At 42.0% G+C, this 22303-nt stretch carries 13 protein-coding genes and 1 pseudogene; 7 read left to right on the top strand and 7 right to left on the bottom strand.

Going from position 1 to position 22303, the window contains the following annotated elements:
* Together ABF638_RS28830 and ABF638_RS28825 are read right to left on the bottom strand one after the other, a co-directional pair.
* Positions 1–507 (bottom strand): annotated as a pseudogene (locus ABF638_RS28830) (hypothetical protein); the annotation flags it as partial.
* Between the two features lie 154 nt (positions 508–661).
* The gene (locus tag ABF638_RS28825; RefSeq protein ID WP_435026311.1) at positions 662–2521 is read right to left on the bottom strand and encodes a protein kinase domain-containing protein; all 1860 of its coding nucleotides are present in this window, start codon (positions 2519–2521) and stop codon (positions 662–664) included.
* 469 nt (positions 2522–2990) lie between these two features.
* Between ABF638_RS28825 and ABF638_RS28820 the strand changes: the two genes are divergently transcribed.
* Together ABF638_RS28820 and ABF638_RS28815 are read left to right on the top strand one after the other, a co-directional pair.
* Positions 2991–4511, top strand: coding sequence for an NB-ARC domain-containing protein (locus ABF638_RS28820; RefSeq protein ID WP_435026310.1), 1521 nt, complete (start codon positions 2991–2993; stop codon positions 4509–4511).
* A 711-nt stretch (positions 4512–5222) separates the two neighbouring features.
* The gene (locus ABF638_RS28815) at positions 5223–8780 is read left to right on the top strand and encodes a plasmid replication protein, CyRepA1 family (protein ID WP_435026309.1); all 3558 of its coding nucleotides are present in this window, start codon (positions 5223–5225) and stop codon (positions 8778–8780) included.
* Positions 8781–8882: 102 nt separating this feature from the next.
* On the opposite strand, the gene ABF638_RS28810 is transcribed toward ABF638_RS28815, so the two are convergent.
* Positions 8883–9545 carry a tyrosine-type recombinase/integrase gene (locus tag ABF638_RS28810; protein ID WP_435026308.1) on the bottom strand — a complete coding sequence of 221 codons (663 nt, stop codon included), beginning with the start codon at positions 9543–9545 and terminating at the stop codon, positions 8883–8885.
* A 1090-nt stretch (positions 9546–10635) separates the two neighbouring features.
* Here ABF638_RS28810 and ABF638_RS28805 point away from each other — a divergent pair.
* Positions 10636–12216 carry a group II intron reverse transcriptase/maturase gene (locus ABF638_RS28805; protein WP_435026307.1) on the top strand — a complete coding sequence of 527 codons (1581 nt, stop codon included), beginning with the start codon at positions 10636–10638 and terminating at the stop codon, positions 12214–12216.
* A gap of 478 nt (positions 12217–12694) precedes the next feature.
* Here the strand turns inward: ABF638_RS28805 and recD2 (ABF638_RS28800) are convergent, their stop codons facing one another.
* The 4 genes from recD2 (ABF638_RS28800) to ABF638_RS28785 all read right to left on the bottom strand — a co-directional run bounded on the left by recD2 (ABF638_RS28800) (position 12695) and on the right by ABF638_RS28785 (position 18715).
* A complete protein-coding gene (gene recD2, locus ABF638_RS28800; RefSeq protein ID WP_435026306.1) occupies positions 12695–14821 on the bottom strand; it encodes an SF1B family DNA helicase RecD2 in 2127 nt (708 codons plus the stop codon).
* A 543-nt stretch (positions 14822–15364) separates the two neighbouring features.
* Positions 15365–15598: a hypothetical protein gene (locus tag ABF638_RS28795; protein WP_292720552.1), complete on the bottom strand. Its 234-nt coding sequence runs from the start codon at positions 15596–15598 to the stop codon at positions 15365–15367.
* 73 nt (positions 15599–15671) lie between these two features.
* Positions 15672–17981: an SF1B family DNA helicase RecD2 gene (gene recD2 / locus ABF638_RS28790; protein ID WP_435026305.1), complete on the bottom strand. Its 2310-nt coding sequence runs from the start codon at positions 17979–17981 to the stop codon at positions 15672–15674.
* A 329-nt stretch (positions 17982–18310) separates the two neighbouring features.
* Positions 18311–18715 carry a hypothetical protein gene (locus ABF638_RS28785; protein WP_435026304.1) on the bottom strand — a complete coding sequence of 135 codons (405 nt, stop codon included), beginning with the start codon at positions 18713–18715 and terminating at the stop codon, positions 18311–18313.
* Between the two features lie 639 nt (positions 18716–19354).
* On the opposite strand from ABF638_RS28785, the gene ABF638_RS28780 reads away from it, so the two are divergent.
* The 4 genes from ABF638_RS28780 to ABF638_RS28765 are packed head-to-tail and all read left to right on the top strand — an operon-like array spanning position 19355 to position 22262.
* Positions 19355–19666: a hypothetical protein gene (locus tag ABF638_RS28780; RefSeq protein WP_185582021.1), complete on the top strand. Its 312-nt coding sequence runs from the start codon at positions 19355–19357 to the stop codon at positions 19664–19666.
* Positions 19667–19723: 57 nt separating this feature from the next.
* Positions 19724–20194 carry a hypothetical protein gene (locus tag ABF638_RS28775; RefSeq protein ID WP_435026303.1) on the top strand — a complete coding sequence of 157 codons (471 nt, stop codon included), beginning with the start codon at positions 19724–19726 and terminating at the stop codon, positions 20192–20194.
* Positions 20195–20196: 2 nt separating this feature from the next.
* Complete coding sequence (locus ABF638_RS28770; protein ID WP_435026302.1) at positions 20197–20535, top strand: hypothetical protein; 339 nt, start codon at positions 20197–20199, stop codon at positions 20533–20535.
* Entirely contained in the window at positions 20529–22262 is a 1734-nt protein-coding gene (locus ABF638_RS28765) for a helicase HerA domain-containing protein (RefSeq protein ID WP_435026301.1), read from the top strand. Before ABF638_RS28770 ends, ABF638_RS28765 begins: the two co-directional genes overlap by 7 nt.
* Positions 22263–22303 lie beyond the last annotated feature (41 nt).

The raw sequence follows: 22303 nt of genomic DNA, 5'->3' as shown, positions 1-22303 counted from the left end.
AGAGTTAGTGTAACTAGATATGTAAAGTTTTGTATTAGGATTCAACATTTCTGCCTTTATCTCTACTGTGTAACTAGTAGCTCCTGGAACTGCACGCCAAGAAATTGATGGCCGGGTAGTCAAGATTCTACCGCCACTAATGTAAGGACTAATTAATGTTGGTCTTGGTACATAGTTATCATCATCTGGTCCTTTAAGCGTAGTGGGACAGTTCTGCGGTTTAAGATTTGTACATCGAAACTTATCTGCCTCAGTGACTTGTGATGGCGCACATTTGTTGGCAGCGTCAGAAAAATTGTTTTGATTAATGTATAAAATTTTTCGATTTAAATAGCAAACGACTGTAACTGTGGCTCCATTCTCTGGGTGAATCTGATCTCCCGGACACAGCGGACTACCTGCTGGCAAGTAGCGATCGCCTGGACTCATCACCTTTCCATCAACATTCTTGCACTGACGCAAGGCTATTAGTTGAGATTGCCCCCATGCATTACTAGAACTTGACACAACTAGTGTTGATATTGATGCGAGTGCTACAATTTGAACTGTGAATATTTTTTTGACTATTGCACTTGTCGAATTGTGTAAAGTAAGCATCAAGATTTTTGTATGGCTATTTGCTAGTTAGTAGCATACAGTAAACAGGAAATTAAAAAAAGGCTTAGGGCGAAGATGGCGTCACAAACTCTCCCAATAAACGCTTTAAGATTTGCAATCTCCACTGCTGAACTTCTAACTGATTAGACTCGGCAATCAAACATATCTCCCAAGTCAGCCTGGCATCATTAATTTCACCTAATGCTTCTTGCGCTTGCGCTAATAAACAGTAAGCATCTGTCCTAGCATCCAGTTTTGTTGATTTTTCCAAATCAGCCTTTGCCTCGGCATAACGCTTTAACTCTAATTTTGCCCAACCTAAGTTTTTGTATAAAGTAGACTGTAATTTAATATTTTCAGTTTTTTGTAAACCGGATTTAGCTAAATCAATTGCGACATCATATTTGCCATCTAAAATCTTCAATCTTGATAAATTATTAATGGCTGGTATTGCTTCTCTACTCATTCCAATGGCTAATATATACTGTTTTTCTGCCAAATCATACATTCGTCTATCATCATAGAAAAGTGCTAGCCCAAAACGCGATTCCCAATTGTCAGGCTTTAATTTAAATGACTTTTCATAATTTTTAATCGCACAGTTATCTTGGTTTAATTGCTGGCAAACAAAAGCTAAATTACTATAAGCATCTGCATCACGGTTATTGTATTTAATTGCTAATTCATAATATTTTTTAGCTAACTCAAGGTCTTTGGTGCTACGGACAGCTTTATCAAAGTAAAAACTTGATATAGTCCGATTACTCTGAGAACGAATTTTTATAGCCCAGTAAAAAAAATCTTGTGCTCCCTGAGAATTATTTGCTGCTTCTAACTTTTGTCCTTGAGTTACTAGGTAGTTAGCTACTACAGGTATAGAGAGAAAGACACACCCAAAAAATCCCAAAACAATCAATGTATATTTGCTATATTGAAAAACTTTAGAATTAGCTAATCTATAATTTTTAATTTGCTGAGGTAGTTTTTCTAACCTCTGCAAAATCACTCTAGTTGTTTGCGGACGCTGCCCTGGTAAAGGAGCCATTAATTCATCAAGAAAATCAGCAAAGGGCTTGTCAATCTGCGGCGTTTGCTCTCTCCAAATTAGATTTCCTGTCTTTTTATCTGTTGGAAGATCCATCAATTGAATGCCAGTCACTAATTGCACAAAAGTCCGACCCAGAGCATAGAAGTCTGATTGAGGTACTGCTTGACCATTTACTTGCTCCAATGGAGAGTAACGAGGAGTACTGACAGATGTAATTTCGTATCGTCCTCCCCTACCTGTGCTAGATCCCCCACTTCCACTGACTTTTGCCAAGTAGGTATCAGTCACTCGCCGTGCTACACCAAAATCAATTAATGCAAGTTGTCCACTTGACTGAAGAATTATATTAGAAGGTTTAATATCTCTATGAAAAATTTCTGTACGGTGTACTTCATCAAGGATTTCAACTAACTGTCGAAGCCATTGTAATGCTACGGATTGTGAAATTCGCCCATTAGACTCTAACCATTGTTCTAAATTTTCTCCTTCAAATTTATCCATGATTAAACAATGCAATGTTAGAGAGCTATTATTCGGAATAAAAGTGAAAAAGTCATCTATAGTACTTTTAGGAATACATGGGTGTTCAATAAGCCGTAAGGTGAGAGATTCCCGCTCAATAAGATCAACTAACTGAGGTGTGTTCCATTTTAAAACTTTCATGACTCGCCGCTTACGCCCAGGATTCCATTGAGTGCCGGCATCGTCCACTTCAAAAACTTCCATATAGCTAAATGGGTTTTCGGTAAGCTCTCTTAATGGCTTAACTAGACAAATGCGGTCGTTAATTAGCAATGAAGTCCCACATAAGAGACAGTGACTAACGTCATCAGGATTTTGACGTTGTTTGCAAAGAGGGTTGATACAGTAACCCATATTTTAGTATGTATAACGTAATGCATAGAAATTTACTCACGCTACCTCTTGCTGTCGCAATGGAACAACATATAAATTGAAAATTTTAGGCAGCCTCATTTTAAACATCAATGTATAGTACCATTAAATACCTGCATTGCTTAGGAAGAGAAGTAACAAATATAACACTAAACAATAATTACTAGAAGACTCACTGTTTAGCTGAAATGAAAATTCAGTAGCCAATTTCAGTAAATAGCCTTAAGTGTAAGTGCTAATCTTCCTCTTTTCTCTTACCGTACTCCATCCAAGATGTGTCTACGAAAGTAATTCTTATTGTAAGTAACCGACATTAGAAATTTCTATAGTACTTTTTTGAAAAAAATTAACTATAAAATGAAAAATCAAATATGATTGATACAATGCAATCTCCTCTTAAAACTAAGCCTAATCTATAAAAATGCCCATTTCGGGCATTTACTGTGTAAAAATGATTAACAAGGTTACAGTTTTTAGTACTGAATCGCAATTCCAGGCTCCTACTCACTCCTCCCTTAAGCAAACAGGACAGGAGTCACCAAAAGTACTTTTTACGGTGAAAGTTACTTTTGAACTAGCCCTAGCTGTAGTAAATAAGTTAGTATTTGCCAAGAAAGGTAGATATCTATCCGAGGCTGAAATCCTTGTTATAAAGGGAGCGTGGGATGACAATGACTATGAAGAAATAGCAAGTAACTCATCTTACAGTCCTAACTACTTAAAAGGTGGCATAGCCCGTCGATTGTGGGATATGCTTTCTGAAACTATTGGAAATGGCGAACGGGTTGGCAAAAAGAATCTGCGTGATTTTTTGGAACAAGTTACTGAAGAATATTATGCTCAATCTGCGCCAAAAGAGGAGCCGAACTTCCCTGCCAACGACTTAATACAAGTTCTGGGAGGACAACTACCTGATGTGTCTAGTTTTTACGGACGAGTAAAGGAACTAACTCTTTTAAAAGAATTAATAGCTAAACAGCGATGTATATCCTTGGTAGGAGTAGCAGGAATCGGTAAGACTGCATTAGCGGCAAAACTTCTAGCGGAAATTAGTGCAGAATCTCAACCTAGATTTGATTATTTGATTTGGAAATCAGTTGCTCATGCACCACTACTTCAGGATTTAGTAACCGAACTGTTAGATATAATTGAGCCTTTAGAAACACCCTCAAGCTCACCTAAGTATACTCAAGCAATGATTACAATGTTGATGAAGCAGATGCAATCACGCCGTTGCTTGGTTGTGCTAGATGAATCTGAAGCGTTATTTCAGACAAAAAATTTAGAGCAACGACTAGATTACAGACTATTTTTTCGCCGTTTAGTAGAAGAACAGCATCAAAGCTGTTTGCTCTTGACTAATCGAATTCTGCTTGATGAGCTGAATGATCTGATAGTAGCGAAGCGACCTCTTCGATTTTTTAGAATTGAAGGTTTAGATGAAGATGCGGCAATGCAGTTTTTGTCTGAAAAAGGATTGACTGACACAGAAAAGTGCCATCAATTAATTCAAACTTATCGTGGTAATCCTTCGGAACTAGAGGCAGTAATTGAGAGAATTAATCACTTTTTTTCTGGCAGTACACAAGTATTTTTTCAAAACCCAACAACTCTTGTCAGTAGTAAGTTTGAAGCAATGCTTAATCATGTTTTTGGTCACGTATTGACAGAAATTGAGCGAAAAATTCTGATTTACACAGCAGAGGAGATAGTTTCAACTACAGAATTTATTAGCTTTGCCAAGTTATTAAGTGATATCAGGCAGAGACAGAAAGCGTCTGTGTCAACTTTAGAGTTGATTAAAGCACTAGAAAATCTGGAAAAACAATCATTGATTGAAAGCAGTAAAAATCCAGTTACTAAAGAAATTAGTTTTACTCTCCAGCCAGTAATTAAAAAGTATATCTTAACCGATCCACAAGGATTGGTGCGTGTATCCAATGCTTTGCCAAATTTAGCGGTCGCATCTTAAGCAAAAGCTTTTCATAATATTACAGGGTAATCTACCCTACACAGAGGTGCTACCAACCCTCGATTACCCCTAAAAGAATCCTTAAAAAACGTGGAGGTCAAAAGCAAAAATCAAAACAACGTTAAACACAGAGGGCATTGTAAGATCAGAACGAACAAAAGATGGAGGTAAATATACAGGAACACAAAATTTAAAGGACAAAACGTACTTAAGAAGTAACGCTTTGTCCAAGGAGCAAAAAACTAAATAACTCCAGAGCGGGGTTATCTCACAAAAACCAAAGCGGTGGTAGTTAAAGTTTGGCGACTTGATTCCACTAACTGGTCAAAAGAGATTAAGTCCACGCTGCTTCTTGTATTATACGAGAAACCACACGAAACTGGTGCTTTTCGTGTGGCAGTTTTTGCTGTTGAAATTCCTCAAAGGGGCGAGATATTAAGTTTGATTAAGAAAAAACCCGAATTTCGTAGTTAAAAACCCTTAGCGGCGCAACAACCCCCTCTGAAGCTTGTAAACCGAGTTATCAGGGGAAAATATTGTGATAAATAAAGAACGCCCCAAGAGCGCAGTAGTAGAGCGCATGGGGTCGAGTGCAGCTTTCGCATGGCAATTTTGTGCTGTGACGAAGGGAAATTTTCGGAATATCCAGGCTAGAGCAAGGGTTTCGCAGGTTGAAAGAGTTCTCCCTAAAAAATTCTTTGGAGAGAACCGATGAACGCAGCGACAACTGAATATCCAAACAATCTCACGGCTGCCGAATACCATGAGCTGACAGTTGGTAGTGCCATTCATCCGGCGTTGATTAAGCGCAACTTCTTTCACGTTGAGGGAGAATCAGTTTATGATTTCCTATTCATATCTGATAAAATCCCACGTAAGAATGCGGGTCGGGTAACAGATGGATACATCAAAATGTATCAGCACCTATTACTGGGTGGGACGTGGATTCAGTCACTTGACCCCTTTAAAAACTGGCAACCAATGGAGTGGGGGCGGATTAAGCCGAACTTTCCTCGCATTGATTGGGAAAAAGGCAAGCCAGTTAAGTACGAATCACCCCCCAAAACCCCCAACCGTGTTACCTACTTCGATGTCGCTAACCCTATCTGGGACAAAGTTGCAAAGCGTTATTTAATTAAGCGCTATCATTCACTTTTAGCGCTGCGCTTGCTGGATCAACTCAATCCATTAATATTTTGGGAGTGGATAAAGCAGCATCCAGAGATTCCGATTATCTTATGCGAAGGGGAGAAGAAAGCCGCTTGCTTGCTCTCTTTGGGGTTTGTAGCGATCGCACTTCCGGGAATTTGGAACGGGCGGGTCGGAAGACGGGATTTTGATGAACGATTGCATCCTGACTTAGTACCAATGGCTCAGGCGGGGCGCAAGTTCATAATTCTTTTTGACTACGAAACTTCTTCTAAAACCAGATGGTCAGTTTACCAAGCCACTGTTCGCACTGCAAAAGCAATCGAATCGGCAGGTTCTAAATGTGAAGTTGCATTACTGCCGGGGCCAGAAAAAGGCGTTGATGATTTTGTAGTTAGTCGCAGTGAAGATGCCAATGCTCTGCTGACTGCAATTATAGACGATGCCAAATCACTTGCCGATTACCAACGCTCGTATCGGGCTAAAAAATGGGGACTTAGCAAATACAAACCAGATGTCACCGTTAATATCAAGTATCTCTCTGAGGCTTTGTGCATTCCTGAACTTGAAGAAAAATGCTTGAGAGTGCCTGAGCTTTATGAGCTTGAAAAGGAACAACTTTTCACGCCATCTATAAAAGGACATCCTCCAAAGAAGGAGTCTACCGATTCTGGCGGAGTTAATTCAGACAAATCGAAGAAATCCCCTACCTTCAATTTCCCCAAATCAGGACTAGTCGTACTCTGGAGCGACATGGGTACTGGTAAAACTGAACTTATGCGCTGGTGGCGTGACCAAAACCCCGATGCCAGATTTCTCAACAATGGGCATCGCGTAAATTTGCTGAAAAATCTTGCCGAACGCTTGCGGACGGCGATGTATTCAGACTTGGGTTACACAGGTTTAGCCCAGGCTCAAGCCCTTAGTATTACTATTGACAGCTTGCACAAGCTGAATACTCAGTCTCTCACCTACGGTTGCATATTTATAGATGAAGCCTGCCAATACCTTACCCACCTGCTGCACAGTAATACTTGCAAACAACATCGCGCCGCCATTTTGGAGGTACTGGAATATATAGTATACAATGCGCCTCTGGTCGTCATCGCTGATGCACACATGGACGATTTAACGGTAAACTTCTTTCTTGCGATGCGACCAAAAGGTGAAGTCCCGTACATCATTAAAAACGAGTGGCGAAACGGGGAGCGCACAATTTATTGGTACGAGGGGGATAATTCAAGCGCCATAGTCGCCCAAATCTCGGCAGCGCTGATGCTTGGTGAAAAAGTTATGGTTGCCAGCGACAGTAAGCGTTTCATCAAAAAACTCGACAAATCCTTTACAATCAAATACGAAGAATCTAACTCCGAAAAATCACATACACAAAAAAAATATCGTATCTGGTCGGTTCACTCTGACAATTCTGGCAGTGATGAGAATGTCGCTTTCATCAAAGATATCACCAACGCCGTCAAAAACTTTGATGCCTTGTTCGCCTCTCCCAGTCTCGGTACTGGTGTCGATATTTCCCAGTATCATTTTGACTTAGTATTTGGTGTGTTTCACGGCGTTTCCCAAACTGCTACTGAATGCGCCCAACAGCTTTACCGCTATCGCCCGAAAGTCCCGTTTCATATTTGGGTGGCAAAGCGTCCTCCCTTTGGTTACAAGGATACCAATGCTACCAAGATTAAAGAGCGCTTGCTCCAAACCAATGAAATGACCGCTTTTCTGTTGCGGATTGACAGAGAAACGGGTAAGCGGGGCGCAGAGAAAGATTGGGCGCTTGAGGCTTACTGTCAAATTATGGCTAACCGCCACTATTCTCTCAATAATCTGCGTGATGACTTGCGATCGCTTCTCACAGAAATGGGCAATACATTTATATATGTGGGCAGTGATTCAGATCCTCAATCTCTCGAAAGTCTTAAAGCAGCAGCACAAGCTTTGGATAGTGCCCACAATTCGGCTGTTGCCAAGGCCAAGAATATTACTTTGAGCGAGTACCGCGCCCGTCAGAGCAAAGATTACCTTGACCCTAATGAAATTTTTGAATGCGAAAAATTCCGCATTTCTGATTCTTACGGCATCGAAGTAACCGAATCACTCGTAGAAATGGATAAAGGTGGCCGCTTAATTAGAGCAATTGCTGGACTTGAAGCCATTTTAGCCCCACCCGAAGAATCGTTTACTGACCCCAAAACTGGGCAAACTTATCCTACACCACCAACAATTGTCACCCAAAAAGACCGCACCGAGCGCGACAATCTACCTTTGTGCATCGACTGGGGCAATTATTCGGCGCGGTGGCTGGCTAGATTTAATCTGGGGCTGCATCAGATTCTCTTAAGTTTAGTGAGGGGTGATGAAGTTACTGCCTCGGATTCCACCTTACTCAAGATGACGGAGATCGCTATACATTGTGCTGCTCACGTTAAAGCAATTCTTGGGTTTACTATTCCCAGTGACTGTAAACCTATTTGGTTGCTAGCCACTTTAGTAGAGCAGCTGGGGCTAAAGTTGACCTTTCGTAAGCAGGGTAAACGGGGTCAACAGGTGAAACTTTTCTCTTTAGATAAAGAGCAATTGGAATTTGCAATGCATGTAATTGCTCATCGTGAAACGAAGCGTAATCAAAAAGAAAATCGAACTTATTATGCTCCCCAAACCCCTGCTGTGTATAGTGCTGGACTTAATCAGCAGCCCGTATCCATCCCCCCCCTTGATGCTATAGGGAACTCCCATTGCCAAGGGGAGGATACTACAGATGAGAGCAGGGGAGCGGAGGAGCAGAGGAGCAGAGGAGCAGAGGAGTTGAGAAACAAAGAAGAAATTTGTACAAGTTCTTTCCCCTCTGCCCCTCTGCCCCCCTGCCCCTCTGCTCTCTTCACTGATCGCATTACGCTACTCCACTGTGTGGAAATGCTTCGCTCTGGTATCAAGCAGGGGGTTTATGCGATTAAGGGCATCCTTAAGCGATGGGTTGAGGATTTGCGCTGGGAGACGGTGCTGGAACTTGAAGCGATCGCGGCAAATGAACTGCGTAAGCTTGAGTCGGCAGTACCAGAATTTTACGCCTTGCTAAGTGAAGAAGTGTTGCCTATGGAGGGGAGCTAAACCTTCCTCATAACTAACCGTATCTTTGGAGCAATTTTTACTTTCGCTTTCAGCAATTGCGCGGTTGTTGTCTTGCTAAATCGATTTTTTGGTAAAATGGGGTCAATGCCTTTCCTTTACTGAATTATCGGTCACTTCGACTAAACAGGGTTTCCCGAAGTCGTCTGACGAAACCGGAGCAAGTAGTGCTAAAGATGATACCGCTCCCAATATTTGATCCTCTCTTACCTCCAGGTACTTGTACAGCTCGTCCAACGTGCGATGCCCAGAAATTTCCTGAATCACTCTTAAGGGAATTCCGGCATTACTCATCGAGGTGAGTGCTGTGCGCCGAAAGCTGTGAGAGCTTACGCCTTCAACTCCTACTTTTTTGCAAGCGACTCGCAATATCCACAATGCCGAATCCCGGTGCAGGTGGTTATTGGCTCTGGAGTGGTCAGCATTTCCAGGGAACAGCCAAGGGGAATCATCACGCGGTTTATATGCTTGCAGCCTGACTCGCAATTCTTGAATTACGGGAATGGCACCGGTAGCCAGTTTACCTTTAGTGTTTCCTTTGCGAAAGGTGATTTTGGCTCTGACTTTTCCTTTGGTGTCATAGACATCGCGCTTAAGCAATGTCACTGCTTCATTCACCCGGCACGCTGTGTAAAGCATGACTGCAAACAGCGCTTTGTCTCGTAGCGAGTCTACCCCCTGCGAGAACAGAAGTTGAATTTCTTCTGGCGAGAGAATCTTTGCTCTCCCATGTCTATCAATCTTCAACTTTGCTCTCCCGAAACCACCCCCGGTCTTTTCCCATTATCTCAGGCATGGGTGACAGCTTTCCTGCGGAACGTTTACCGTTCGCGTAGGTCTCGTAGAGAAGGTATCGCACAAAGGCACGCTCCTTTGAAAAATAATCGCCGCAGATGCTTTGTACTAATACTGTACTAGCCCACTGCCGCCATTGTTTTCAAGTGTAGGTATCTAGTTAAGTAGCGCAGGATCGCTTCATCTTCAGGCGAGTCAATTTTCCCGATTTGGGTGGTAAGGCACTTACCCGCTCATAAAGATACGAAAGTACGATCCAGTCCAGATCCACGCCGCCCAACAAGCAATTAAGAACACGGCTGGTATCTTTTTTTTGTGGTTCCCCCTAAAAATACACCTATATTGAAAAACCTAAAAATAGGTGAAAAAAATAAACTAAAAATGACTTCATAGTTAATAAGTGATGTATAAGAACAAAGAGCATACTTCTAACAGTTGACTACACAAAGATTACAGGTGCATGTTTTGGTTAAAGAAAACGCGCGATTCGTTGCCTAGTGAATCTCGGTATCCAGCCCGTACATAACTAAGCCAGCCTGACAGCAGATTACTGTCACTAAAGGCTGAACTCTCGGTCAGATGCAAGTGCAAGTCTTGCCATTCAGACTCAGAATTGACTCCTTATCTGCCCACACCGAACAAGCTCGGTTCTTGTAGAGTGAAGCTGGGAACAGGGCGCAATCAGACGACCGTTGCGGGTTGACACTGGCGCTAACAGGGAGTTCCCACGATGAAATAGAGCCTAAAAAAAGCGACTTATTAACGGGCAGGGCGCAACACAAAATCCCTGACCTCGCTAGAGATACATTCCCGCCGTATCAGGTTTTCAATAACGGCAAAGAGTCCAGGGAATCTAGCAGTCAAACTGGCTACATCTAACGGAACAATCAATCTCTCCGAGGGAACGAATAAAAACGAGTTGTGGGTCTAGGGGCAGTCGAACCCTCAGTAGCCCAGACGAGCGGAGGAATCCCCACAATTCGGGTAGGACAGACCGTAATTGGTCTGAGGTGTTCAGAATACACAAACTCTAGAAGAGAAAATGATTAGACACAGTTACAAAACTAGTGAATCTTGGAAAGCCTTACCGTGGAAGAAATTCCGCCGAAACCTTTTCCGCCTCCAAAAGCGTGTGTATAAAGCGGTTCTTGTTGGAGACAAGCGGAAAGCTAGGTTACTCCAAAAGCTTATTCTAAAATCCACCTCGGCTCGATTTCTTGCAATTAGACTTGTATCTCAGCTAAACGCTGGTAAAAAGACGGCGGGTATTGATGGTAAGAAATCCCTCTCATTTAAAGAACGCTTCAATCTTGAAGAACTACTGAAAATGAATAGTAGAAATTGGAAACATCAAGGACTAAGGGAAATCCCTATCCCTAAAAAGGACGGAACTACCAGAATGCTTAAAATACCAACCATCGCGGATAGAGCTTGGCAATGCCTCGCAAAATATGCGCTCGAACCAGCACACGAAGCCACCTTCCACGCTAGGAGTTACGGGTTTAGAACTGGGCGCTCTGCTCACGATGCACAAAGGTACATCTATAACAACCTCCGCTCTTCTTGTAATGGAATAGGAAAACGAGTGATAGAACTCGACATCGAAAAATGCTTCGACAGGATTAACCACTCAGCAATAATGGACGAACTCATCGCACCCAAAGGCTTAAAACTCGGTATTTTCCGATGCCTCAAGGCTGGAGTAAACCCAGAATTCCCCGAACAGGGTACACCGCAAGGGGGAGTGGTTAGCCCATTACTAGCCAACATCGCGCTCAATGGGATTGAGAGTATACACAGATACCACACCGAATACAAATTCGGTAAAAGTATCACAGACAACACCTCAGAAAAGAGTATTGTCAAACCATCAATCCGATACGCGGATGACATGGTTATTATACTCCGACCCGAAGATAACGCGATAGAGATACTTGAAAGAATCAGCGAGTTCCTCCGCAAACGCGGAATGAATGTAAGCCAAAAGAAAACCAAAGTTACCGCCGCGACAGATGGGTTTGATTTCCTCGGTTGGCACTTTAAAGTCCAGAAAAACGGAAAGTTCAAAAGTATTCCCTCAGTGGATAACTTCAAAGCTTTTCGTAAGAAAGTAAAACACATCGTCAACAACTCGAATTATGGTGCTAAGGAAAAAGCCACAAGGCTGGCTCCAATAGTTAGAGGTTGGAGAAATTACCATAAGTTCTGCAAGATGGACGGGTCTAGAAACTCGTTATACCACATCCAAAAAAGAGCTTACACGGTATTGAACAAGGAAACCAAGCAAGACCGCTACTCTAGCAAGAAATTACTAGACAAAGCATTCCCAACAGTTTCCTACTCCGAAAATAAACACGTCATGGTCAAAGGAACTAAATCCCCCTATGACGGAAACACAGCCTACTGGAGCGAACGTAATAGTAAGCTCTACGACGGCGAAACTTCTATTGCTCTTAAAAAGCAAAACCATAGATGTGCCTCCTGCGGTTTAAAATTCATCGATGAAGAACGGATTCATCTGCATCACATCGATGGAAATCACGCCAACTGGAAGAAAAATAATCTGGAAGCAATTCATGAGAGTTGCCACAATTACAAGCACATGAGCAAAGGCGCAAGCTAAGAACATCGGGAGCCGTGTACACAGAAATGGGTACGCACGGATCTAACTGAGAGGTGCGGGGAATAATATCCCCCATCGACTCAACCGGGCAAAGGTGCTTATTTTAAAGAATTTGGACAAAATTCTCCCCTGCTTTTGTTGCTTCGGTGCTTTCTGATGCCTTATTTGGATAGCCCACTCTTTTATCGCTATCACGCCATAAAACTATAGAGTCATTTTTAGTTTATTTTTTTGAGAGCGGTTTGATTGCTTTGTGTTTAAGACACTTTTTTTCTAGAACCGCAAACGGGAGCTAGAGAAGTAATGAGTAAGAAGTAAGAAGTTTTTACTCATTACTCATTACTCATTACTCATTACTTCTCTTCTGCTCCATCAAACGCCTTGAGAAGAGTGAGAAATGCGGGCTAGCTACCAGATTTCTCACTCTTGATTGAGAGCAACAACCGCAAGCCGGGTGAAATTGTTAAGTTGAACATTTCTAAATTGCAATCGTCGGGTGCAAAAAAGCGCTTTCCAACCGCTGCTGTAATCGCGTATATCGCAGTTGGTCGTCAGTAGAACGCAAAGCCTTGGATATCGCTTTCTTGGAACCAACGACAATCACTAACTGCTTGGCACAAGTTAATGCTGTGTACAACTGTTTACGAGACAACATCATATAAGGCTGCGTATAGATTGGCAGAATCACTACCGGATATTCTGACCCCTGGCTTTGATGAATGGTGAGGCTCCAGGCGAGGGCAATTTGATTTAAGTCTGCTCTGGTCCTAACGACAGTATGCTTACCATACTGCACAGTAACTTTCATCTCTTCAAGATCAATGGTCTTGATAATTCCAAAGTCGCCATTAAAAATTTCGTGATTATAATCATTAGTCAGTTGAATGATCCGATCGCCTTCTCGTAATAAATTCCCGCCCGTGGTAATCTCTACTTTGTCGGGACTGGGCGGATTAATCAACTGCTGTAATACGGTATTGAGGTTACGAGTCCCAAGCAAACCCCGCGACATGGGGGAAAGCACTTGCACATCAGTAGCTCGATTGTAACCGAGGCGGGGAATCAAGTCTGTAATGATTTCGGATATTGCTTTAACACCATGTTTGGGGTGATGACCGCCGCCGTGCCACAGACACTCAGACACGGGATTATCGGAAATCGGTTCAATAGTGGGAAACTGGCTTCGGTTAATTTGGTGAGCGGCGGTGATAATTGCGCTCTGTTGGGCTTGCCTAAATACCTTGGTCAACCGCACCACCGGAACGTGACCAGAATTAATCAAGTCAGCAAGGAATTGACCCGGACCGACAGAGGGTAACTGGTCAACGTCACCCACTAGCAGTAGTTGGGAACCGTATTGTATCGCCTTTACCAGAGAAGATGCCAGAAACAAATCAAGCATACTAGCTTCTAGGGCGACAATTGCGGTATGGGGTAAAGGGTTTTGATTATCGCGTAAGAAGCCCATTGTCTTTGGGTCAAATTCCAACAAGCAGTGTATCGTCTTGGCTTCGAGTTGTGTGATTTCACTCAGGCGTTGAGCAGTGCGTCCAGTTGGCGCAGCTAAGGCGATAGATTTGCCCATTGCTTTCCACAGAGAGACTATGGTGTGGGTGGTGAAAGTTTTACCGCAACCGGGGCCACCAGTAAGAATCATTACCCTTGAATATGCAGCCATTTCTACCGCTAGCCGTTGCTGTGGTGAAAGTTTGATTTTATGACTCTTGGTGAAGCGCTCAATCCAGGCGCGAACACGAGGCATATCTTGTGCAACTGGTTGGCAAAATCTAGATTGTATTAATTGAGCAAGGTTCTGTTCGGTGTGAAAGTACGTTGGTAGATAACATAGCAGCGTTTGGTCTTCGCTTTTCTCGCGGATTAAGTCATCCTTGAGTGCCATATCTTTGATAATATCAGCGAGGGCATTTTCTTCGGGTGTGTGATCTGCTGTAGTTAGCAGTTTGATAACATTCTCAATGAGTTTTGGCTGGGGTAAATAGCAATGCCCATCGGCAGCAGCTTCGTTCAAAACATGAATTAAACCAGCACGGTAACGGAACTGACTATCAGCTGCAACTCCTAAATTAAAGGCAATTTTATCAGTTCTCAGAAAACCAATACCGTAGATGTCAGCAGCTAACTGGTAGGGATTGCTGGTGAGAGTAGCGAGTGCTTCATCCTTGTACTGCCTGTAAATTTTGACTGCATAAGTATTAGAAACGCCATGACTGTGGAGAAATAGCATTAAATAGATGTAAGAGATGTAAGAAAATAAAATAAAAATAAGTTGATAGCTAAATAAAGATATTTTGAATTGAAGCAGAGACTTGATATTTGGGTTATGCCATCGGCGACGGCGACCCGGACGCGAACAATCCCACAAACTATCGAGTTTGCCCCAGTACCAGCGATGAATTGTGTCGCGTACAGTCTGTGGATGCCATTTTAAGTATTGTGCGATCTTTAGCACTGTCCATCCAGCGGCTGATAAGCGTAGTACAGTGGCACGACTTTGAGTTCTTGGTGGTATACCTTTTGCTTGAGTGAGTGCTAGTAGGGCTTGATCTTCTATTGGTGACAGGTCAACTTTTAAAGGCGCTGGCATCTTGGTCAGGGGTAAAAATATTTACGACTAAAAGAGATTATCCCAATTTGATGTGCCATTTTACTTTAATGAATTCTATTTACGAACGCCAAGATGCTCCCTAATGGGCGAAGGATGTTTAGGTGATTGCGAGTTAGTCTATGATGTCGTAAATTACACAGTTAAAAATACAACTTTAACATGGAATGAAATTCCTGTGCTGTATCATGATACTTATCTAGGTAAAAAAATAAGTTGATGGGAGGTTTATTTAGCCTATTTACCTAGATGAGTATAATACAGAAAATTATACTGCATAGCGATGCCTACAGTAATTATAATTGCGTCAATCAAAGTACTTTATATTACAAAAACGCATTTATACAGAGGGCATAAGGGAAGGCACAGACATCGTTTGGTATGGTGGTCTGCAAATTCCCGCTCTTTTTAACACCCTTGATCTTGGCTCATATAAAGGATTAGTTTTTGAGAATCATAATTAAGTTTTTGCCGACCATTGGTCGGCAAATTGCGATGCCGAGCAACCAACGATATTTTAATTTTTTAAAATGTAATTATTTCACAACCTTCAAGCAATTCGTCATAAACAGTTAGTTGTTGTGTTTTTAAGTGATTTGGCAATGAATCGTCATCGAAAGTCAAAGTAACAATATGAGTATTTTTGAGACTAAGAGATGATTTGCTGATATCAGTTATTGCTGCACTCATGCCGCTTCGAGTACCGATCAGATACTTCACCGATTGCCCGATCTTTAACTGTGCTGCTGGAATAGCCATAAATGTTAAAAGTGTACTTCAAGAGTAGTCTGGTTGGATGCGACCGTTGTTCTCATTTTGGGCATGGGTTTTATTATTGGAGCAGAACTGCGTCAATTGCTGAATCAATTAACTCAATTGCGGTAGTTTCATAGTGATAAGTATTAAAGCGAAACTTGCCGACAAGTTCGGGCTGTTTTGACGGACGATAACCATATTTAGACTCATACATTTGTAGTGCAAGACTACCAATAGTAGTCATCTGTCCTTGTGTTGCAGTCAGTTGGCGTTGTTGTAGCCTAGAAGCGACAGTAACAGTAGACGCAGATGTTGCCGCACAAGTGGTTTTTCTGGTGTTGCTCAAACTCTGCCAGATTTCACTAAGTTGCTCAACAGGTGAAATGAGGAGATTGGTTAGTCCAGTAAAACGCTGGGCGGGTTTATCAGTAGCGACAGCAGTTTTCAATGCTTCATGCTGTCCAACTGCGATAAATGTACCCATTACGCGAGTCATAGTCGTGTAGAGCAGCTGACGGGTTAACATCCGGTAATTAGCCCTGACCAATGGGAAAATCACATAAGGAAATTGGCTACCTTGACTCTTGTGACAAGTTATACAAAACGAGTGCATAATTTGCTCGAAGTCTCCAGGATAATAATTAACAACTGCGCCACCCTCCCAAGAGATTGTAAGCAGAAATTTTTCCGGCTCCACAGCAATAACCTGACCGATCTCGCCATTCATCACAGGCGGGACAGTTTCATAACGGTTTTTCAGCTGGATTACGCGATCGCCGACTCGGTAGACAACCGACCCAGAGACAACTTGTGGTTGATTTTCTTGTTTGGGATTAAAGATGGGGGCAAGAAGCAGATTGAGATTGTGAACTCCACAGTCTCCTTGTTTTTGGGGCGCTAAGATTATTAGTTGTTGATTTAAATCAACACCTGACTGGCCAATAGCTTTAACCAACTCAACGATGGCTTGGGAGGTCGCTTGGGGCGAATCTTTTTGAATCATTGCACAGTCACCGACATCCATCCAATCAGAAACTTGATTAAAATTGTGCAGTGTAGGGACTATGCCAGAATTGACATCATTAGCGGCATAAATAATCGGGCTTTCGTGCCGTTGACGATAAATCGTCTGTAAGAAAGTTGTTGGCACGAGTTCAGAAACAATTAAATCCCGCAAGACCATTCCCGCGCCAATACTGGGTAATTGATCAAAGTCCCCTACCAGTACAATTCTGGTTTTTTTGTCCAAGGCTTTGAGCAGCGAATTGAACAGAAATATGTCAACCATTGAAAATTCATCAATGATTAGACAATCAAGATTTAGAAGATTATCCTCGTTATAAAGAAAAACCTGTTGATGCCCCTGCCATTGCAATAAACGGTGAATAGTAGTTGCTTCAATGCCTGTAGCATCTTTCATCCGGTTAGCAGCTTTCCCTGTTGGAGCGGCAAGTGCAATCGCTTTATCAGTATGAATGAACCATTCAACTAAGGTTTTCAGTACATAAGTTTTCCCTCGACCAGGGCCACCAGTAATAATGCTAATTGGATGTTTGGCTGCCATCATCAAGGCGCTGATTTGTTCATCACTTAAACGTGAAAGTTGGCGATAGTCAGTAGTTTGGAATTCGGCTAACCAGTGTTCTAAATGTTCAGTGGGGTGAGTTGGTTGGTCAAGGAGAGCAAGAATCTTCAAAGTCACAGAAAGTTCAGCCCGATAAGCAGCTTTGAGATAAACACTATTACCAACATCACCCGAAACTAAAGTTCCCTTTTCGAGTAACTGTTGAATGATTGTATTTAAAAATTGAACATCGGGCGTATGCTGTGGTGAAGAAAGCAGGTCAGTGGCAATACTTACTAATTGCTCAGACGGTAAAAAACAATTCCCTTCACGCAAGCCGGATTTTAAAACATGGATTAAAGCTGAGATATAACGAGTATCGCTGTATAGCGGGATACCAAGAGATATGGCTAATTCATCAGCAGTTTTAAAACCGATGCCGTCAATGTCATCAATTAATCTGTAAGGATTGTTTTGCAGAATATATGAAGTTTTGTGTCCGTAATAGTCACAAATTTTCAAAGCTAACTTCAATGAAGTTCCCACAGCCAAAAGTTGGGTAATCACTCCCAAGTTCGGATTCTTTTTACTCTCTGACCAAGCTTTGGTAATACCATCAATACGATATTGAGTTAGTCCGGGAACAGTGTAAAGTTTTTCGGGGTTGTTATCTAATATCGATAAAGTCTCACTTCCAAAGCAATTGACCAAAGTTTGAGCAGTTTTCTTGCCAATCCCACGAAATAGTCCACTTTCTAAATACGCCTCGATTTCCGGCAACATCAGAATCGGAAATTTTTCGACTTGAAGGAGCCTGATCATGAGTCAAAGAGTAGTTGAGAGATTCTGTTCTTCTACAAGGGTAGCTCTAAAGCTAACTCATTGTCCCAAATCGAAAATCCAATTAGCTTACTAACTCTAAAGAATATCCTTGTGCGATGAAAGCTGTTCATGGGCTAGAGCCTAAAATGGATGTGAAGAAATGTTTCTGTGAACGTCATCAAATTTAGTTCAATACAAGGTTTATTCATCTGCTAAGTTAATGGCAGTTAAGCATAATGGTTTTGGTAAGAATGGATAGTTAAGCATGGCGCTTTTGGGAAGAATAGATCGGGTATTGTGTGGGAATTTAACGAAAATACGGAATTATGTCATCCGGGAAGTTGGTTGGAAACATCCAAATGTTTTTTCAAAGTATAGGGGCAATCAGGAGTTTTGATTCCACTGGCGTAAGGTAATTTATAGGATGCCCAGATTTGCCACCGTAAAACATCGACTCCAATAGTTGAACTACCGAATTGTACTCGATAGTCTTTGTCTGGGTTTTGTATAACATTTTTGATGATGGTATTTATCGCTTCTACCTTGAGATTATTCGGTATGCCCATTAGTAGTTTTGTAAGCCACTGTTTGATTTGTGGTGACTGTAGCCAGTCTTTGATTTGGTCATCAGTGGGAGTTAGGCGATTGGCTAATAGGGTGGGATTTTCGTTATCTTCATTAACTTGACTTTTGGGTTGAAAGAGTTGCTGAAAATTAGGATCTGTGTTGGACATAAAATTGATTGGTTAAAAGAGAATATCTCTATTATAGATAAATTGGATAAATCCGATAATAGCTAATATGTTTTATCAAGATATTAAGATAAATAAATATAATAAAATTATTTATCCTCTGACACGAGATTATAAAGATTTGACTAATTAATTATGTTATAAATATTAAATAAGTTCCTTATGCAAGTATCAGATAAATACTATGCACCCAATAGAGTTTAAGAAGAAGTGGAAATTAACCTACCCCGAACTTTCACGCATTTTAGGATACGCAGATTTTACTGTTCGGAGCTGGGGTCTAGAAGGAAAAGCGAAACGAAATCCCCATTTTGTTGTCTACCAACTTTGCGCCCTGTTAGATGAAAAATGGATAAATCAAGGTAAAGTTCCAGGACAAAGACATCTAATTTCTGAAATGCTTACTGGGTAAAGAAATTACCGAAAATAGCTCACATTCTTGAAGAAAGCAGATACTTTAAAAGCGAAAGGCTTTTATGTTTTGTAAACAAGAACCACTCTCCGGCTAATACTCCGAACAGCGCCGCATAATTTTCTCTATTTTTGCAAATGCCAATTACCCGCCACGAAAAAGGCGGGTATTTTATGTATAGTTAGAAGTTCCAAGAAGTTCTCAGAGTCATGGGGATAGGGAGGTTTACCTGGCAAAATGAAGAACTAACAAGACCAGAAGTTGCGGCGATGTTAAAGCCAAAGGTTTCTGCAAGACAACTACAAGCATATTTGAACATAGCTCGGAAGTACTTGCCAGAGTTCCAGAAGTTCACCAACAAAAAAACAGGTGGTCTAGATGGCTATGCAAAATTATACGAGTGTCACATTACAGTACTTCAGGAAATTCGCTCACTAGCTAGGGAACATACTTTAGCTGACATAGAAAGTGAATTTCAACAAAGAGCATTAAACAAGTCAGAAGTGGGAAGTTGGAAGTAGATTTTTTGTTACTTCCAACTTCGATAATAAGGTGATTTTTAGATTTTTCCTAGAACAATGAAAAAAGGAGTAATTGCCTTGGCATCTAATAATTCTGTGCGAAGAACACAATCTCAAGTTCTTGCTAAGGCTAGCGCGGCGATTGGGCGCAAGTATCAGCATCACATAAACGCTGCCGGTACGGCGACAATCATTGTCATGCAGTCAATGCCCTCTTATGGGTGGGGCTTGTTCGATTCGGCCCAGGTGGCAATGACTTGTATGTTCGGCGGCGCTGGTGGTATTGGTGGCGGTGGTGCGGCTGGCGGCGCGGCTGCGATTCAAGCACTTCCGGCAGTTATAAATGCAACCATCACAGTACTTTTGTTTGTATACTTTGTGGCTTCTGGGCTTAAAGTTGCCAACGGCATTGGTGAAGGACAGGAAGTAACGCAGATGGTTCAACAGCCCGTAGGCGTGTTTTTCATAATCCTGGTGCTTTGGATTGCTCAAAGCATATTATTTAACGGCGTTACAGCCGCTTGCTAGTGATGAGCGAGTATAATAAATCGCCGATGAAACGGGTGAATCAGTCACTTGGTCAAAATGCAACAATAGGCATTTTTACTGGCTTTCAGTTTGCAGTCGCCTTATTTATGTTTTGCGTGGGCTTCATCATCGCAATTATGTTTGGGGCGGGAATAATTTGGGGACTTCTGGCTGGGGTTTGGTTGAGTGCCACGGTGATAGTTTTATCTGGGAAGCGTCCTTACTTGTTCTGGTCAAGAGTGTTCCCAAGCGTTCCAACTTTCACTCGTGGCTATATCAGATATACTTCGCCCCAAAACAAAAAAAGGGCGGGTGACAAGGGGATGCCTAAGCTATGGTAAAAAACAGTATTCGTAATCAAAAAATAGTACCCTTTGAAGACTTTTTAGACTTAACAACTTTAGTAAAACTAAAAAAGGGGAACTATCAAATCGGAGCTTACTTGTTGAGCAAAAAACAAGTAAGCGACACTAACAACACCCTGCAATTAGTATTCGGATATGAATGCACTGGCTTTCACCCACTGTTTAATTCATCAGAAAGACTGGAGGGAATTGCCAAGGCTTTTGAGAACGGCTGTAAAGAGTTCTCCGAGGGTGAGAAATTCACCTTTCGTTGGTCTTCGTTTTGCGACGAAGACAAAGTGATTGAAAGCTATTGCCAGAGGCTAGATAACCCTGTATCTCTTGAGAGTGAGTTTCTTGATTGGGGGCAGGTTGCCCGAATGCAGGAACTCACACGTAATCATCAGCGCAAGGATATCAAGCTCAGTATTTACACGACTTTCACTGTCCGCCCAGGAGGTACCGAAGGTGGTGACGCGGTAGATAGAGCGATAGTTAAACTGGCAAACTTTTTACAGCGCAAATTCACACCAACAGGAGCGACTGAACTCAGTCTTCAAAACTTAATTCAAGTTCTTGAAAAAGCGATAATAGTCTCTTTGCGGCATCAACAAATACTATCTGAGATGGGCTTTTTCCCCTCGCCAAAATCAGACAAGCAATTGTGGGACGACCTAGTTGATAGAATGGGTGCAAAGGCTGTAAAAGTGCCCCATACCTTGGTTTATGATACTGGTGAATTAAGGGAGGAGATTAACGAAGCCGCGCCCAACCCATCGCGGTATAACGACCAATTGCACGCTACATCCGTACTTCTGAATAACGGCATACCTCACGCTGATAGGCGCTGGGTATGTTTGCCCCACCAGAGTACTGACAAAAAGAAGTATATCGGCGTAATGACGCTTGCCCAAAAACCAGAGGTATTTGCTTCAACCTATCAGCAAGTACGCTTTTTATGGGACGTATTCTCACGCGAGGTTATTTATGATGTCGAGATAATAACAGAGATTAGCCCAGCCGATCAAAAAATGATTAGGCTTACCCAACAATTGATTACGAGGCGGTCAATAAATGCCTCCGCTAGCGCCAGTAAAAAGACTATTGACGTAGGAGCGCAAATTAATACAGAGCGGTCAGTCGATGCTCAGAAGCAGCTTTACACGGGTGATGTCCCGGAAAATGTAGCTGTCATAATCCTTGTTTATCGCAATTCTCCTTCCGAAATCGACGACGCTTGCAGGCTGATTTCAGGGTATATCAATCAACCGGCTGAGTTGATTAGAGAAATGCAATATACATGGTCAATCTGGCTTGACACTTTGCTGTTGAGACAGCGACCGCAGCTGACTTTTCCTTTCAACAGACGTGCCACTTTCTTTGCCAGTGAAGTAATTGGTTTAACGCCAGTCATTCAAACAGCGCACGGTGATAAACAAGGTTTTGAATTAGTTGCTGACGAAGGTCAATCCTCGGTTCACATTGACCTATCAAAGTCGAGAAACATGATGGTAATCGGCACTACCGGGAGTGGGAAATCGGTAATAATTGCCTCTATTATTTATCAATGCTTGGCGTTGGGAATGTCAGTATTAATGATTGACTTGCCAAATGATGATGGTTCAGGAACCTTTGGAGATTTCACGCCCTACTTTAACGGGTTTTATTTTGATATCTCTAAGGAATCAAACAACCTTGTACAACCGCTAGACCAAAAGTGTTGAATGTTAAGAAAAATCCGATAAAAACAGCCCAAAATATGTTA

The sequence above is a fragment of the Nostoc sp. CALU 1950 genome (assembly GCF_051172895.1).
Classification (GTDB): Bacteria; Cyanobacteriota; Cyanobacteriia; order Cyanobacteriales; family Nostocaceae; genus Nostoc; species Nostoc edaphicum_A.
This window is presented reverse-complemented; position numbering and strand designations above follow the sequence as displayed.

Excerpts from the sequence above, each read along its gene's own strand:
- ABF638_RS28815 (WP_435026309.1), top strand. The coding sequence starts at position 5,223 with ATGAACGCAGCGACAACTGAATATCCAAACAATCTCACGGCTGCCGAA.
- ABF638_RS28795 (WP_292720552.1), bottom strand. The coding sequence starts at position 15,598 with ATGGCTATTCCAGCAGCACAGTTAAAGATCGGGCAATCGGTGAAGTAT.
- ABF638_RS28765 (WP_435026301.1), top strand. The coding sequence starts at position 20,529 with ATGGTAAAAAACAGTATTCGTAATCAAAAAATAGTACCCTTTGAAGAC.
- ABF638_RS28780 (WP_185582021.1), top strand. The coding sequence starts at position 19,355 with ATGGGGATAGGGAGGTTTACCTGGCAAAATGAAGAACTAACAAGACCA.
- ABF638_RS28770 (WP_435026302.1), top strand. The coding sequence starts at position 20,197 with ATGAGCGAGTATAATAAATCGCCGATGAAACGGGTGAATCAGTCACTT.
- ABF638_RS28820 (WP_435026310.1), top strand. The coding sequence starts at position 2,991 with ATGATTAACAAGGTTACAGTTTTTAGTACTGAATCGCAATTCCAGGCT.
- recD2 (WP_435026306.1), bottom strand. The coding sequence starts at position 14,821 with ATGCCAGCGCCTTTAAAAGTTGACCTGTCACCAATAGAAGATCAAGCC.
- recD2 (WP_435026305.1), bottom strand. The coding sequence starts at position 17,981 with ATGATCAGGCTCCTTCAAGTCGAAAAATTTCCGATTCTGATGTTGCCG.
- ABF638_RS28805 (WP_435026307.1), top strand. The coding sequence starts at position 10,636 with ATGATTAGACACAGTTACAAAACTAGTGAATCTTGGAAAGCCTTACCG.
- ABF638_RS28825 (WP_435026311.1), bottom strand. The coding sequence starts at position 2,521 with ATGGGTTACTGTATCAACCCTCTTTGCAAACAACGTCAAAATCCTGAT.
- ABF638_RS28785 (WP_435026304.1), bottom strand. The coding sequence starts at position 18,715 with ATGTCCAACACAGATCCTAATTTTCAGCAACTCTTTCAACCCAAAAGT.
- ABF638_RS28775 (WP_435026303.1), top strand. The coding sequence starts at position 19,724 with ATGAAAAAAGGAGTAATTGCCTTGGCATCTAATAATTCTGTGCGAAGA.